Annotated in this window: 13 protein-coding genes and 1 pseudogene; 9 read left to right on the forward strand and 5 right to left on the reverse strand. The window is 73.3% G+C overall.

What is annotated here, in order from left to right:
• Positions 1 to 212 precede the first annotated feature (212 nt).
• A complete protein-coding gene (locus AB0N17_RS17340) occupies positions 213 to 764 on the reverse strand; it encodes a DUF5134 domain-containing protein (protein ID WP_366012160.1) in 552 nt (183 codons plus the stop codon).
• Positions 765 to 959: 195 nt separating this feature from the next.
• On the opposite strand from AB0N17_RS17340, the gene AB0N17_RS17345 reads away from it, so the two are divergent.
• Entirely contained in the window at positions 960 to 2,624 is a 1,665-nt protein-coding gene (locus AB0N17_RS17345; RefSeq protein ID WP_366012161.1) for an FUSC family protein, read from the forward strand.
• A 368-nt stretch (positions 2,625 to 2,992) separates the two neighbouring features.
• On the forward strand, positions 2,993 to 3,535 hold the full coding sequence (locus AB0N17_RS17350; protein WP_366012287.1) for a MarR family transcriptional regulator: 543 nt from the start codon (positions 2,993 to 2,995) through the stop codon (positions 3,533 to 3,535).
• Between the two features lie 76 nt (positions 3,536 to 3,611).
• On the opposite strand, the pseudogene AB0N17_RS17355 reads toward AB0N17_RS17350, so the two are convergent.
• Positions 3,612 to 4,375 (reverse strand): annotated as a pseudogene (locus tag AB0N17_RS17355) (VOC family protein).
• A gap of 218 nt (positions 4,376 to 4,593) precedes the next feature.
• Entirely contained in the window at positions 4,594 to 4,986 is a 393-nt protein-coding gene (locus tag AB0N17_RS17360; protein ID WP_366012162.1) for a VOC family protein, read from the reverse strand.
• A gap of 71 nt (positions 4,987 to 5,057) precedes the next feature.
• On the opposite strand from AB0N17_RS17360, the gene AB0N17_RS17365 reads away from it, so the two are divergent.
• Complete coding sequence (locus AB0N17_RS17365; protein ID WP_366012163.1) at positions 5,058 to 5,597, forward strand: GNAT family N-acetyltransferase; 540 nt, start codon at positions 5,058 to 5,060, stop codon at positions 5,595 to 5,597.
• 17 nt (positions 5,598 to 5,614) lie between these two features.
• Here AB0N17_RS17365 and AB0N17_RS17370 read toward each other — a convergent pair whose 3' ends face one another.
• On the reverse strand, positions 5,615 to 6,298 hold the full coding sequence (locus tag AB0N17_RS17370; RefSeq protein WP_366012164.1) for a glycerophosphodiester phosphodiesterase family protein: 684 nt from the start codon (positions 6,296 to 6,298) through the stop codon (positions 5,615 to 5,617).
• Positions 6,299 to 6,692: 394 nt separating this feature from the next.
• On the opposite strand from AB0N17_RS17370, the gene AB0N17_RS17375 reads away from it, so the two are divergent.
• From AB0N17_RS17375 to AB0N17_RS17400, 6 genes are all read left to right on the forward strand, one after another.
• The gene (locus AB0N17_RS17375) at positions 6,693 to 8,090 is read left to right on the forward strand and encodes a DUF6421 family protein (protein WP_366012165.1); all 1,398 of its coding nucleotides are present in this window, start codon (positions 6,693 to 6,695) and stop codon (positions 8,088 to 8,090) included.
• A 38-nt stretch (positions 8,091 to 8,128) separates the two neighbouring features.
• Positions 8,129 to 8,884, forward strand: a complete 756-nt coding sequence (locus AB0N17_RS17380) for an SDR family NAD(P)-dependent oxidoreductase (protein ID WP_366012166.1) — start codon at positions 8,129 to 8,131, stop codon at positions 8,882 to 8,884.
• Positions 8,881 to 9,951 carry a low specificity L-threonine aldolase gene (locus tag AB0N17_RS17385; protein WP_366012167.1) on the forward strand — a complete coding sequence of 357 codons (1,071 nt, stop codon included), beginning with the start codon at positions 8,881 to 8,883 and terminating at the stop codon, positions 9,949 to 9,951. Before AB0N17_RS17380 ends, AB0N17_RS17385 begins: the two co-directional genes overlap by 4 nt.
• Before the next feature lie 99 nt (positions 9,952 to 10,050).
• Positions 10,051 to 10,641 (forward strand): transglutaminase family protein, encoded by a 591-nt coding sequence (locus AB0N17_RS17390; protein WP_366012168.1) that lies wholly within the window; start codon positions 10,051 to 10,053, stop codon positions 10,639 to 10,641.
• Positions 10,642 to 10,651: 10 nt separating this feature from the next.
• Entirely contained in the window at positions 10,652 to 11,362 is a 711-nt protein-coding gene (locus AB0N17_RS17395) for a phenylalanine--tRNA ligase beta subunit-related protein (RefSeq protein ID WP_366012169.1), read from the forward strand.
• Between the two features lie 34 nt (positions 11,363 to 11,396).
• Entirely contained in the window at positions 11,397 to 12,827 is a 1,431-nt protein-coding gene (locus tag AB0N17_RS17400) for a hypothetical protein (RefSeq protein ID WP_366012170.1), read from the forward strand.
• A 55-nt stretch (positions 12,828 to 12,882) separates the two neighbouring features.
• Here AB0N17_RS17400 and AB0N17_RS17405 read toward each other — a convergent pair whose 3' ends face one another.
• Positions 12,883 to 13,875, reverse strand: coding sequence for a hypothetical protein (locus AB0N17_RS17405; RefSeq protein ID WP_366012171.1), 993 nt, complete (start codon positions 13,873 to 13,875; stop codon positions 12,883 to 12,885).
• Positions 13,876 to 14,020: the final 145 nt, after the last annotated feature.

Here is a 14,020-nt window from a genome sequence, read left to right on the forward strand (position 1 = left end):
GGGGCGGGTTCGGCCGGCCCGGAGCCCGGAGCCCGGAGCCCGGAGCCCAGAGCCCGGAGGTGCGCGGGAGGCCCAGGGCTTGGAGGTGCGCGGGAGGTCCGGGGACCGGAGGCCCGGCTTCGGGAGGCGTTCGGGAGGTCCGGGGACCGGAGGCCCGGCGTCGGGAGGCCCGGGGCATGGAGGTGCGCGGGAAGCCCCGGGGTCCGGGCGGCTCACATCGTCAGCAGCATCGCCACCATCCCGATGCCCATGGACAGCCGGCACGCCCGCGCCAGCTCCGGGCGGTCGCCCCAGCGCGCGGGCCCCGCCCCGGCCACCGCGACGGCGGTGGGCACGAGGCGGGCGCCGGACAGGAGCACGTACGCCGTGAAGTACAGCAACAGGGCGCCGGTCACGAGGGGCACCCCCGAGCCGCCGTGCACATGGTGCGCGGCGGGCGGCGCGGCGGCCATCGCCACCGCCATGTAGGCCATCGCGCCCGTGCCCACCAGGTGGTGCAGATGGTGCGGGCCGCTGCGCGCCGCCCACAGCGCGCGCAGCCCCGCCACGGCGAACACCGCCGCGTACACCGGCCACGCCCATCTCGGCGGCGTGAACACCGCCGCCGGTACGGCCATCACGGCCATGCCGAAGCCCATCAGCGCCTCGCCGCCCGCGGCCCGGCGCTGCTCCTCGACGCCGCTGCGCATGCGCAGCAGACAGTAGGCCCCGGTCGCCGCACACAACGCGACCAGCAACCAGGCTGCCGACAGCGGTCCGTGCACGCGCACCTCCCCGTTCGACGTCGGTCGAGGGAAGCGATGCCCACGGCAGACGGAGCGCACGCGAGCGCAAGGGTGTACACGGGGAGCATGCGGCGGAGCACGCCTGGTGAGCGCGCCTCCCGGCGTTCGCGCGGCGTCACCCCCTATTCGGCCTGCATATATTTCACTGGTAAAACACGTGCTAAATTTGTTGGTATGAGCAGTGCGACCACCCACCGACTTCCCCTCGCCGGAGTGCTCCGCCTCGGCCGCCCCTCCGACATCTGGTTCAAGCCCGCCCTGAGCGTGGTCGCCTCGGTCGCCCCGCCCAACCTGATCCTGGTGGGACTCGGCCGCCTCGACCTGGCCATGTACACGATGGCGGGCTCCCTGTGCGCGCTCTACGGCCACAACCGGCCCTACGCCGCCCGGGCCCGCGTCCTGGCCTGGGTCGTGCTCGGCATGGTCGGCGGCCTCGGCGTCTCGCTGGTCGCGGCGGCGCTCACCACCGACGCCGTCGTGCTGGTCACCGTCGGTGCCGTCATGGCGGCCGTGCAGAAGGCGGTGTGCGACGCCACCCGGCTCGGGCCGCCCGGGAACGTGGTCCTCACCTTCATCAGCTCCGCCTCGCTGTTCGCACCGCAGACGCTCGGCCAGGTGCCGGGACACCTCGGGCTGGCCCTGGCGGCGGGCGCCTGGGCCTACCTGGTCGGCATGGCGCCCGGGCTGCTCCGCCCGTACGGCCCCGAGCGCCGTGCCACCGCCCAGGCGCTGAACGCCACCGCCGCGTACGCCGGCACCCGTGGCACCGCCGACGGCCACGCGCGGGCCCGCGCCGCGAGTGCCGCGGCCATCCACGCCGCCTGGCAGTCGCTGCTGGCCCCCGGCATCCGGCCCGACCGCACCCGGCGCGCCCTCGAACAGCTCCTCGTCCGCGCCGAGGTCGCCCTCGCCGCCCCGGCCGACACCGACCCCGCACGGCTGCGCGCCTGGGCCCGCGAACTGCGCGGCACCGGCCGGATACCGCGCGTGGAGCCGCCGCGCGAGTCGGCCGACGAACTGCTCGGCGTGGACGCCGAACTCGCGGTCCCGCGACCGCCGCTCGGGCACCGGCTCGCCCCGCTCGTGCCGCTCGCCGCGCGCACCGCGACCGGCTGCGCCCTCGCCGGATACGCCGCCCTCGCCCTGGGCGTCGGCCGCCCCTACTGGGCGCTGGTCACCGCGGCTTCTCTGTACCAGGCCAACGTCACCCTCACCTGGAGCCGGGGCGTCCAGCGCGTCGTCGGCAACCTCCTCGGGGTGCTGTTCTTCGCCGCCCTCGCCCCGCTCGCCCATCTGCACCCCGTCGCCCTGGTGCTGTGCTCGGTCGCCCTCAACTTCGGCGCCGAAGCCCTGATCGGCCGGAACTACTGGCTGGGCACCGTCTGCGTCACGCCCATGGCCCTGCTCATCACCGAGTTCACCCGCAACCAGGATCCCGGGCAGCTGATCACCGAGCGGGTCGCGGACACCCTCGTCGGCGCGCTGGTCGGCTTCGTCGCCGCGGTCGCCGTCACCAACCGGCGTGCGGGGGACCGCCTGGAACACGCCCTGAGCACGGCGGAACGCGCCCGCGAGAACGCCGCCCGGCTGCTGGCCGAACCGCACCCGGCCCCCGGCGCCCTGGAGTCCGCCCGCCGGACCCTCGCCGCCGCCCTCGTCGACCTGCGCGCCACGGCCGACGCCGCCGCGGGCGAGTGGTGGCAGCGCGCCCTGCCCGAGGAGCGGGTCGTGCTCGCCGAGCAGGCAGGACACCGTACGCTCGCGGCGACGGTGCGACGCCAGGGCTTCGTACCGCGGGACCAGGACCCGGGCAGGACGACGGAGGACATACGGCCATGACGCCGACGAACGGCACACCGGCGCCGACGGGCGATGCGGACGACGCACGCCACGAGCGCGGAACCGGCCGGACCGGGGCGCGGGCCGAGGCCACGGACGACGAACCCGGCGCCGGGTCGCGCGGCGGTGGATCCGGACGTGGGCTGCCGGGAGCGGGCCCGGAGCCGACGGACGCCGCGAACGGGCCCGACGCGGGCCCGGGGGGCGGCGAGCCCGCGGGCGGAGTGTCCGGGGCAGGCCTGGGTCCGGGGGAGGGAACCGGCGAACCCGGCGCCCGCAGGGCGGCCGGTGCCGGTGCCCCCGACGCCGGGCGGGAGCAGGCGGACCGTGCCGGGGGACCCGGCACGCGAGGGGGGCGCGGGCTCCCGGTGGGCCCGGTGGAGGCCGGTCGGGGTGACAGGACTGACACCGTCGCCGCCGTCGTCCGGCAGTGGCGGGCCGTGCATCCCGGACTGGACACCGGGCCCATGGAGGTCATCGGGCGGATCAACCGCTGCGCCGCCCTGCTCCAGCAGGCCGAGGACGCCCCGCTGCGCCGCGCCGGTCTCAGCCGCGCCGAGTTCGACCTGCTCGGCGCGCTGCGCCGCACCGGCCACCCGCTGACCCCGGGGGAACTGGCCCGCGAGACCTTCTCCTCCGGGGCCGCCGTCACCAAGCGGCTCAAGCAGCTGACCGAACGTGGTCTGGTCGAGCGGCGCGGCGACACCCGCGACCGCCGGGTCGCCCACGTCCACCTCACCGACGCGGGGCGTGACCTGGTCGACGGCATCCTCCCCGAGCAGCTCTCCTACGAGACGGCCGTGCTGTCGGTCCTCGCCCCGGAAGGCCAGGGCGAACTCTCCGGGCTCCTCGCCGAGCTGCTGTGCCGCCTGGAGGGGCGCATGGGCGCGCTGCGGAACCAGGGCCGCTAGCGCACCGCGCACCGGCGTACGGGGGCACGTGGGATGCGTAGCGCCTGGCGGAGCACAGGCGCCCTCCCGGAATTCCTCAGCCCTCCTCGCCTGCCCGGTGCACCCCGAACGCCGCTCCCTGCGGATCCCGCAGCACCGCGATGCGCGGGCCGTCCGGTACCGACACGGGGGCCAGGACGACCGTGCCGCCTGCCCGTGCCGCGACCTCCGCCGTCGCGTCCGCGTCGTCCACCGCGAAGTACGGCATCCAGTGCGGCGGCACCTCGGGCGGGAACCGCTCGCCCATGTCGGCCATGCCGCCGAAGTCCGCCCCGTCGATGCCCCACTGCGTGTACCACTCCGAGGCGTTGACGCTCCAGCCGAACACCGTGGTGTAGAAGTCCCGGGCCCGCTCGGTGTCCCGGGTGGCCAGCTCCACCAGCCCAGCGCGCCGGGCGCGTTGAGCAGCCCGGCGCCCGCGAAGGACCGCGCCTGCCACAGCTGGAACACCGCGCCCGTCGGGTCCATGGCCACCGCGAACCGGCCCGCGTCGAACACGTCCATCGGGCCGAGGATCACCGTGCCGCCGGCCTCCTCCACCTGCCGTGCCGCCGTGTCCGCGTCCGGCACCGCGAAGGACACGTTCCACGCGACCGGCTGGGACTGCTGGTAGAGCGGGGTGAGCGCGGCCACCGCCGCGTCCCCCAGGTGCGCCACCGTGTATCCGCCCGCCTCCTGCCGGGGGTCGGTCTCCGGCCGCCATCCGAACAGCTCCGTGTAGAACCGCTTGGCGCCCTCCAGGTCGCTGGTGCCCAGCTCGGTCCAGCAGGGTCCGCCGGTGACCGGCTCGTCGTACTTCATGGGCGGTTCCTTCCGGCCTGGCGGGCGGGCCTGCCGCACGGGACGTGATCTCCCTCCGCACGCTAGCCGCCGCCTCCGGGCCCGGCCATCGGGACGGCCCGGCCGCGTGGGACGGTGATACGGCGGACCGGGGCCGAGTCCGTGCCTCCCCGCTCGGCATCGGCGGGCACCTGCTCGGCGCGGGGTGCGGATGCTCGCCGCGGGGTGCGGACCTGGACTCAGATTCCCGGCCGGTACCGCAGGGGATGGTCCGCCGGGATCTCCACCAGGACGATCGGGACGCCGTCCGGGTCGGCGATCCACATCTCGATCAGGCCCCACGGCTCCCGCAGCGGCGGCCGGACGATCTCGACGCCCTTCGCGCGCAGCTCCTCGCACGCGTCCGTCACGTCCGCGACCTGCAGCCACAGCCGCATCGCCGACGAGGGCGGGGTGTCGGAGCGCCCGGACACCTCCAGGAAACCGCCGCCGAGGAAGTAGACCGTCCCGCGCTCCGGGCCCGTACCGAACTCCCGGTAGACGGACAGGCCGAGTCGCTCGCCGTAGAAGGCACGGGAGCGTTCGGGATCGGTGGGCCGCAGGAGTGTCCGGCCACTGAGTACGTGCACCATGCAGGCGGAGCCTAGTGGCAGGGTTACCCTCATCCCTGGCTCAGCCACGCCCGAGATCGAAAGGCCGCCTCATGGACACCGCCGCCACCGGACTCACCTTCCGAGACGCCGTCGACGCCGACGTCGACGCCTTGGTCGCCCTGGTCGAGTCGGCGTACCGGGGGGACGCGAGCCGGGCCGGGTGGACCACCGAGGCGGACATCCTGGAGGGGCAGCGGACCGACCCCGAAGGTGTGCTCCAGGTGATCAAGTCGCCCGACAGCCGGCTGCTGACCGTCGAGCAGGGCGGCCGGATCGTCGCCTGCTGCCAGCTGGAGCACCGTGGGGACCACGCCTACTTCGGCATGTTCGCGGTCAGCCCCGCCCTGCAGGGCGCAGGCCTCGGCAAGATCGTCATCGCGGAGGCGGAGCGCCGGGCCCGGGAGGCCTGGGGCGTCAGCGAGATGCACATGACGGTGATCTCCGTGCGTGACGACCTGATCGCCTGGTACGAGCGCCGCGGGTACCGCCGTACGGGACGGATGACGCCGTTCCCGTACGGCGACGAGCGCTTCGGCATCCCGCAGCGCGACGACCTCCAGTTCGAGCTCCTGGTCAAGAAGTTCGGCTGAGCGGTCCGGTCCGGCCGCTACGCCGTGAACCGGCCCGTGCGCTTGATCTCCGGGAAGTCGGTGGTCGCTCCGTCCAGCCCGAGCGCGCGGACCAGCCGCAGATGGTCCTGGGTGTTGACCACCCAGCCGATGATCCGCAGGCCCTTCGCGCGCGCGTGCTCGACGACCTCCAGCGTGAGCCGGCGGATGTTGAGACAGACGGTCGCGGCGCCCACGGCGGCGGCGCGCTCGACGACGTCGGTGCCGTAGCGGCTCGCGATCAGCGCCGTGCGCACGCCCGGCACCAGCCGGGCGATCTCGGCGATCGCCTCGTCGTGGAACGAGGACACCTCCACGCGCGCGACCAGGTCCCGCGCGTGCATCACCTCGGCCAGCGCCCGTGCCGCCGCGACGTCCTTGATCTCGGCCTGCAGGGGCGTGCCGACCGCGTCCAGCACCTCCTCGAAGACCGGTACGCGCTCGCCGCGGCCCGCGTCGAGGGCGCGCAGCTCGGCGAGGGTCTTCTCGGCGATGGGCCCGGAGCCGTCCGTCGTGCGGTCCACCTCGGCGTCGTGCATGACGACGAGGGCGCCGTCCTTGCTCAGGTGCAGATCGAGTTCGATCAGGTCCAGGCCGGCCTGCTGTGCGGCGGCGAAGGAACGAAGGGTGTTCTCGGGCTCGACACCCATGACCCCGCGGTGACCGATGGTAAGGAAGTTCAAGGTTCGACTCGCTTTCCGTCGACGGCGGCTCGGCGCACGCGGAACGGACGGACGCCGTCGTCCACGCGGGCAGGCTCGCAGCCTAATCGCCGGGCGGCGCGAAGGAGCCGTACGTGCGCGCGCGATCGGGGCACATCAGGGGGCGCGAGCTGGCCGGAAACCGCCCCGGCCGTCACCCGGCAGTGGGCGAGTCCCCCGGCTCTTGACCGTCCGGACGCCCGCGCCCCCCTTCCCGTGACACCTCGACGGAAGTGAGCGCCGTCACGGTTTGAGGCAGGAAAAATGTCGGTGACCAAGGTGTCAGGCAGAAAAATTTCCCGAGCTGCCTCTTGATGGCTGAAACCGGGTATGCATACGGTGTCCTTACGCGAGCTTCTCCCGTGGAGGATGGGACATGACGGAAATTCTTGTGCAGGCGGGTGCGGAGGAGCAGGTTCCTTCGCAGACCAGGGTGGTGGAGCATCAGGCCTGGCCCGTGCTCAAGGATGCCGTGGAGCAGATCCGGCCATGGCAGTCGAAGGACGGGTCGATCGACTTCGACGCCGAGGGCGCGCCCGGGCGCGCCGACGCCGAGGCGGCCGTGCGCCGTGTCGTCGAGGCGGTCGAGCAGCTCTCCTCGCTGCTCCCGCACGACGCCGCCTACCACGAGGCCCTCGTGAAGGACCTGAGCCGCTGGGCCGAGGGCGGCTTCGAGGTGCCGGACTTCCTGGACTCCCTGCTGGCCTTCCAGCCCGCCGCGGACCGCCGGGACGGCCTGCAGCATCTGGTCGTCTTCCCGATGTACACGCAGAACGGCAACCTGGACCGCAACCTGGAGGCGGTCGTGCTGCGCATGGTCTGGCCCGAGTGGCTGGCCGAGCTGGAGCGCACCCGCTACGACAACCCGCTGTTCTGCGGCATCACCTTCGAGGACTTCACCTCGGGCTACGACACCAACTCCGCGGTGCTCTTCCCCGAGACGATCGCCGTCCGCGAAGCGCCGGAACGTTTCTCCTGGGGCGGCATCTTCTGCGACCGCGAGGCCGCCCGCTTCCGCCGGGTCACCGACGCGGCCGTCGGCATCCTCGGCCTCCAGCTGCCCGAGGACATCGCCGCGATGGTCCACGACCAGAAGCGCTGCGAGGAGGCCTTCGTGCTGTGGGACATGGTCCACGACCGCACCCACAGCCACGGCGACCTGCCGTTCGACCCGTTCATGATCAAGCAGCGCCAGCCGTTCTGGATGTACGGCCTGGAGGAGCTGCGCTGCGACCTCACCGCCTTCAAGGAGGCCGTGAAGCTCCAGGGGGACGGCGTCCCGCAGGCCCGTGACGTGCAGTACGCGGTGCTCTTCGACCGCATGTTCCGCTTCCCGGTCACCGGCGACCGCAACCGCAACTACGACGGCCTCGGCGGCCAGCTGCTCTTCGCCTACCTGCACAAGCACGACGTCCTCCGCTGGACCGACAACAAGCTCTCCATCGACTGGGAGCGCGCCCCGCAGGTCACCAACCAGCTGTGCGCCGAGATCGAGAAGCTGTACAAGGACGGCATCGACCGCCCGAAGCTGGTGCACTGGTTCGCCGGCTACGAGCTGGTCTCCACCTACCTCGCCCCGCACCCCGGCTCCAAGTGGGCCAAGGGTCCCGACGCCCTGGACCTGAGCCAGCCGCCGCGCAAGCTCGTGGACGACGTGCTTCCGGACGAGTTTCCGCTGAGCATGTTCTACGAGGCCCTGTCCAAGAAGCTGAAGAATGTGATCGCCTCCACCAAGGGGATCACGGCGGACAGCGCCGAGCCGGTCGCCGCGTGAGCGACCGCGTCCAGGACACTGCTTCAGAGGGGAAGAACATGGGGAACGGGGCGAACGGGCCTCTCAGCGGTGCGGTGATCGCGGTGGCCGGCGCGGGCGGACCCGCCGGCCGTGCGGCCCTGCTGCGCCTGGCCGAGGCCGGAGCGACCGTCGTAGGCGCGGACAACGATCCGCAGCGGCTGTCCGAGGCCGTGGACGCGGCCCGGTACGCGTCCGGTGGCGCCTCCGTCACCGGCGACACGGTGGACCTGCTGGACCTGCAGTCCACCCGGGACTGGGCCGCGCACATCGAGAAGGACTTCGGCCGGGTCGACGGCCTGGTCCACCTGGTCGGCGGCTGGCGGGGCAGCGAGACCTTCACCAAGACCAGCCTCGACGACTGGGACTTCCTGGAACTGCTGCTCGTCAAGACCGTGCAGCACACGTCCCTGGCGTTCCACGAGGCGCTGCAGCGCAGTGAGCGGGGCCGGTACGTCCTGATCAGCGCGTCCGGCGCCTCGAAGCCGACCGCGGGCAACGCGGCGTACTCCGCGGCCAAGGCCGCCGCCGAGGCGTGGACGCTCGCCATGGCCGACTTCTTCCGCAAGGCGGGGGGCGCCGAGGGGCCGACGTCCGCGGCTACGATCCTGGTGGTGAAGGCGTTGGTGCACGACGCGATGCGCGCCGAGCGCCCCAACGCGAAGTTCGCGGGCTTCACGGACGTCACGGACCTGGCCGAGGCCATCGAGGGCGTCTGGAGCAAGTCCGCCGCCGAAGTGAACGGAAACCGTCTGTGGCTGACCGAGAAGCCGTGAACCCTCCCAAGACCGACGCGCGTCGTCACCACGACCCGGAGGTCCGCGGTTTCGCCAGTGACAACTACGCCGGGGCGCATCCGGAGGTGATGGCCGCCCTGGCCCTGGCCAACGGCGGCCATCAGATGGCCTACGGCGGGGACGACTACACCGAGAACCTCCAGCGGATCATCCGCAGCCACTTCGGGTCCACCGCGGAGGCCTTCCCGGTCTTCAACGGCACCGGCGCGAACGTCGTCGCGCTCCAGGCGGTCACCGACCGCTGGGGCGCGGTGATCTGCGCCGAGAGCGCGCACATCAACGTCGACGAGGGCGGCGCCCCGGAGCGGATGGGCGGCCTGAAGCTGCTCACCGTGCCCACGCCGGACGGCAAGCTCACGCCCGAGCTGATCGACCGGCAGGCCTGGGGCTGGGAGGACGAGCACCGCGCGATGCCGCAGGTCGTCTCGATCACCCAGAGCACCGAGCTGGGCACCCTCTACACGCCCGAGGAGATCCGTGCGATCTGCGAGCACGCCCACGCGCACGGCATGAAGGTGCACCTGGACGGCTCCCGGATAGCCAACGCCGCCGCCTCCCTGAACATGCCGATGCGGGCGTTCACCAACGCGGTCGGTGTCGACATCCTCTCGCTCGGCGGGACGAAGAACGGCGCCCTCTTCGGTGAGGCGGTCGTGGTCCTCAACCAGGACGCGGTGCGGCGGATGAAGCACCTGCGGAAGCTGTCGATGCAGCTCGCCTCCAAGATGCGCTTCGTGTCGGTGCAGCTGGAAGCGCTGCTGGCCAAGGACCTGTGGCTGCGCAACGCCCGGCACGCCAACGAGATGGCCCAGCGGCTCGCCGAGGGCGTCCGCGCGGTGCACGGCGTGGAGCTCCTCTACCCGGTGCAGGCGAACGGCGTCTTCGCCCGGCTTCCGCACGACGTGAGCGAGCGGCTGCAGAAGCGGTTCCGGTTCTACTTCTGGGACGAGGCCGCCGGCGTGGTGCGCTGGATGTGCTCCTTCGACACCACCGAGGACGATGTCGACGCGTTCGTCGGCGCCCTCAAGGAGGAGATGGCGCGTTAGCCGTACGCGGCGGCGCAGCGACGCCCGATGGTGCATAGGTATGCGGTCGCCTGAAAAGTCATTGACCTTCAGGTGATCGCATTCCTATGCTCTGCGGCCATGGAGCTGATCCAGAACACTGCCGACCTCTCCGCCTATTTGGCCGCCGACGAGGTCATCGACCACCACCATCCCCTGATCCGGGGGACGGCCGCGCGGCTCGCCAGTGGGGCGGCCGACTCGTATGAGTATGCGCGGGCCGCTTATGAGTACGTGCGGGACGCGATCCCGCACTCCCGGGACTCCGGCGACCTTCGTGTCACCTGGCGCGCCTCGGACGTGCTGAGCCTGGGCACCGGCATCTGCTACGCCAAGGCCCATGCCCTCACCGCGCTGCTGCGGGCCGAGGACATCCCGACCGCCCTCTGCTACCAGCGCCTGACCGACGACGCGGGCGGTCACGCCCTCCACGGCCTGGTCGCCGTACGGTTCCACGGCGCCTGGCACCGGCAGGACCCGCGCGGCAACAAGCCCGGCGTGGACGCGCAGTTCTCCCTCGACGGTGAACGGCTGGCCTGGATCCCCGACCCCGCGTCCAATGAGCTGGACTATCCGGTCCTGTACGCTGAACCTCATCCGGCCGTCCTCCGTGCCCTGCGCGCGGCCCCGGACCGGCCGTACCTGTGGAAGACGCTCCCCGACGCACTCTGAGGCGAGACAGATGACCTTCACGCTCACCGTGTCCGACGAGGTCCGTGCGCTCTCGCCCGGCTTCACGCACGTCGCGATCGAGGCGTACGACCTCGTCAACGGGCCGAGCACCGAGGCGAGTTCGGCGCTGCTGGACGACGCCGCCCGCCGCCTCGCCGACCGCCTGGCCGGCCGGGCGCCGCACGAGGACCCGCACATGGCGGCCTGGCGCGAGGTGTACACCGCGTTCGGCGCCAAGCCGTCGCGCACCCGCAACTCGGCCGAGGCGCTGGCCAAGCGGGCCCTGTCCGGTGCCGGGCTGCCCCGGATCAACCTGCTCGTGGACCTCTACAACGCCATCAGCGTCGCCCACTTGGTGCCGGTCGGAGGCGAGGACCTCGACCGGATCCGGGGCGGGATGCGGCTGGTGCGCGCCACGGGCGAGGAGGACTTCGTCACCGTCGCGCAGGGCGCGGAGGCCGTCGAGCACCCCGAGGCGGGCGAGGTGGTGTGGTGCGACGACGCCGGCGTGACCTGCCGCCGCTGGAACTGGCGCCAGGGTCCGCGCACCCGCCTCACCGAGGAGACGGTCTCCGGCCTCTTCCTGCTGGAGACCCTCGCGCCGATGCCGGTCGCCGAGGCGGAGACCGCGGGCGCCGAACTCGCCGAACTGCTGGAGAAGTTCAGCCCCGGAGCGCGCATCGAGGTCCGCCCGCCGGTCTCCGCCCGCACCCCCGCCTGACACCGGCCCCGTCGCACTCGCTAATCTCCCGGCCATGAGCAACGGGGGAGCGGCGGAAGAGGACACGACGACCGGCAGCGGGCAGGACGCGGCCCCGGAGCACCAGGAGGCAGACGCTCGCCGGGACGGCGCCGCCGCCGGGGAGCAGGGGCCCGGCGGTCCCGCACCGGAAGGGTCCGGTGCGGCCCACGGGGGAGATTCCGCCGGTCGGTCACGGCCGGAAGGTGCCGGTGACCGGGAGGGCGGGGCGGCCGGGGAGCCGGCCGGGGTGTCCGCCGGCCCGGCGCGCGAAGGGGCCCTCGGGGCCGAGGGCGGTGACGCGGGCGGGGCGGCCGGCGGGTGGTTCGCCCGGGTGCGGCGGCGTCCGGTGCTCGCCTCCGTCGTCGCGGCGGCCCTCGTGGCCGGTGCCGTCGCCGTGCCCCTGGCGCTCGGCGCGGCGCACGACTCCTGCGCGGAACTCCCCGCCGCCACCCGCGCGCTGGCCGGGAACCCGGCGGCGGCGACCCGTGCCCTCGACCCCCGGGACGACATGTCCCACTTCGATGCCGCGCGCGCACTCCTGCCGTCCGGCACCCTGTGCGGCGACGGCGGCCGGGTGCTCGGCCGGTTCGTGGACGCCGCCACCGGTGTCACCACGGCCGGCACGCACTCCGTGGCCCAGGCACGCGTGGTCTACGCCGTCACAGCGGTCTACCACGACGCCGACGTGCCGCCCGGCGCGGCCCCGGGCCTGGCCCGCATGCTTGCCGGCTACGTCGCCGACGCCACCTTCCTCACCATGGACGACCCCGATGCCGCCACCCCGGCGGCCTCCGGCTCGGACGCCGCCCCCGACCAGGCGGGCTGGTCCCGCTTCGGTCCCTTCCTCGCCCCCGGCGAGGCACACCCGGACTTCGCCTTCGACCACACCGGCACACTGACGGCGAGCACCGGCACGCTCTTTCGTGAACTGGCGACGGACCCGGAGGCGTTCGCGATCCTCTACGACGCCGAACGGGCCTTTCTCGCCCACTACCTGGAGCGGCTCACCCGCCTCGGCACCGACCCGGACTACCACCCCGAGAAGGAACCGGGGGAGAGGGACTCGCCGCCCACCCTCGGCGTGGACAACGACCTCGGGGACATCGCCCGCCGCATCGGCTCCCTCATGCACGTCCGGGTGCAGGGAGCCCGCGACGGCGACATCGCCGACCTCGACTCCTTCGACACGACCGTGCGCCACCACACCCGGGGCGCCTACCGGGCCGCGCCCCGCCGGCCGGCCGGGCGGCCGCCGATGGGCAGCATCGCCGGGAGGCCGGTGAGCGGGCCCGTGCGGGGCGAACTCATGGACGGCCGCCGCCAGCTGGACCTGACGCTGGACGCCTGGGCCGGGGCCCGGAACGTACCGGCCGGGCGGGCCTCGGCCATCCGGCAGATCTTCGACGACGCGTACCTGCTCACGTTCCGGGACGGGGGGCTCTGACGGTCCGCGCGGTCCGGTGCGGCCGCCGCACCGGACCCGCCGCGTCCCACCGCGTTCAGCCCGTCAGGCGCAACCCGGAGCAGCCGCGCCGTTCCACCTGGTCCTCGGCGAAGGCCTTCAGCAGCCTGCGCTGCTCCGCCGCCCCGACACCCGGGATCCCCTTCGACGCGCTCATCGCGAAGTTGGCCGTCTCGCCGTCGCAGCGGGCGCTCGCCGTCAGCGCGCGGCGCACGCCGTCGTAGGAGGAGAAGACCAAGCGGTTGCTCCAGTCGCCGTACCAGGCGGCGAACCGCATGCTCTGATCCCTCTGGCCACCCCTGGTCAGGTCACAACGCCCGGCCGGCGTCGCGTCGTTCATCAGCGGCTCCACCTGCCACTCGGCCGCCCCGGGAATCCGCGCGCGGGCCACCCAGCCGCAGGCCGTGCCGCCCGCCTCGGTGACCGGCAACGACCGCTCGTCCCTGCCGGGGTCCGTCGACGCGACGTCCCCTTTCGGCACCGTCAGCGGCTTCGCACCGCATCCCAGGTGCCGCGAGGCGGAGTTGACCAGCGGGACGACGGTCGCGTAGACGGCGTGGCCGGTGCGGGCCGTCGCCGTACCGGGGGTCGCGGTCACCAGCATCCGGCGAGGCCTGCCCTCGGCGTCCTTGCCCAGGCCGGGGCAGCGCAGCAGGAAGCGGAGGTCGCCCATGTCGGTGATGAACCCGGGCAGGCCCTTCGGCATCGGACGCAGGGAGGAGAAGCCTTCCTGGGGGAAGACGTACAGGAACTCGGAGTCCTGGTCGTCCCGCTGGGTGTAGGCGGTCATCCGCACCACCAGCGTGCTGTCACCGTCGCCCTCGAAGCGCAGGCTGCATCCGTAGTCCCCGAGCCGCGGGTGCGCCGATGTGTCGGCCTCGGTGAAGTGGCCGCCCCCGGCGGCGAGTTCGCGCACCGGGCCGGACGGCAGGGCGCCGTCGCAGGCGGTGTGCAGCAGCCACCGGTCCTTCACATAGGGGGCGCAGAGCCACCCGGCCAGAGCCAGCACGGCCGCAGCCGCCGACGTCACTTTCCACCAGCGCCGCAAAGTCGAGCCCCCGTACAGCGTTCGGCACGCGAGAGCCACCCGGCTCTCCGTCACGACCGCGAACCCTATCGGCCGGGCCGCCGCGTCCCGGTCCCGGGTGCCGGACGGCTACCGGTGCGCCGTGGCC

This window comes from Streptomyces sp. NPDC051133 (genome assembly GCF_040682635.1).
Classification (GTDB): Bacteria; Actinomycetota; Actinomycetes; order Streptomycetales; family Streptomycetaceae; genus Streptomyces.

Coding starts and splice junctions, on each gene's coding strand:
- AB0N17_RS17345 (WP_366012161.1), top strand. CDS start 960: ATGAGCAGTGCGACCACCCACCGACTTCCCCTCGCCGGAGTGCTCCGC.
- AB0N17_RS17360 (WP_366012162.1), bottom strand. CDS start 4,986: ATGGTGCACGTACTCAGTGGCCGGACACTCCTGCGGCCCACCGATCCC.
- AB0N17_RS17365 (WP_366012163.1), top strand. CDS start 5,058: ATGGACACCGCCGCCACCGGACTCACCTTCCGAGACGCCGTCGACGCC.
- AB0N17_RS17375 (WP_366012165.1), top strand. CDS start 6,693: ATGACGGAAATTCTTGTGCAGGCGGGTGCGGAGGAGCAGGTTCCTTCG.
- AB0N17_RS17380 (WP_366012166.1), top strand. CDS start 8,129: ATGGGGAACGGGGCGAACGGGCCTCTCAGCGGTGCGGTGATCGCGGTG.
- AB0N17_RS17390 (WP_366012168.1), top strand. CDS start 10,051: ATGGAGCTGATCCAGAACACTGCCGACCTCTCCGCCTATTTGGCCGCC.
- AB0N17_RS17395 (WP_366012169.1), top strand. CDS start 10,652: ATGACCTTCACGCTCACCGTGTCCGACGAGGTCCGTGCGCTCTCGCCC.
- AB0N17_RS17400 (WP_366012170.1), top strand. CDS start 11,397: ATGAGCAACGGGGGAGCGGCGGAAGAGGACACGACGACCGGCAGCGGG.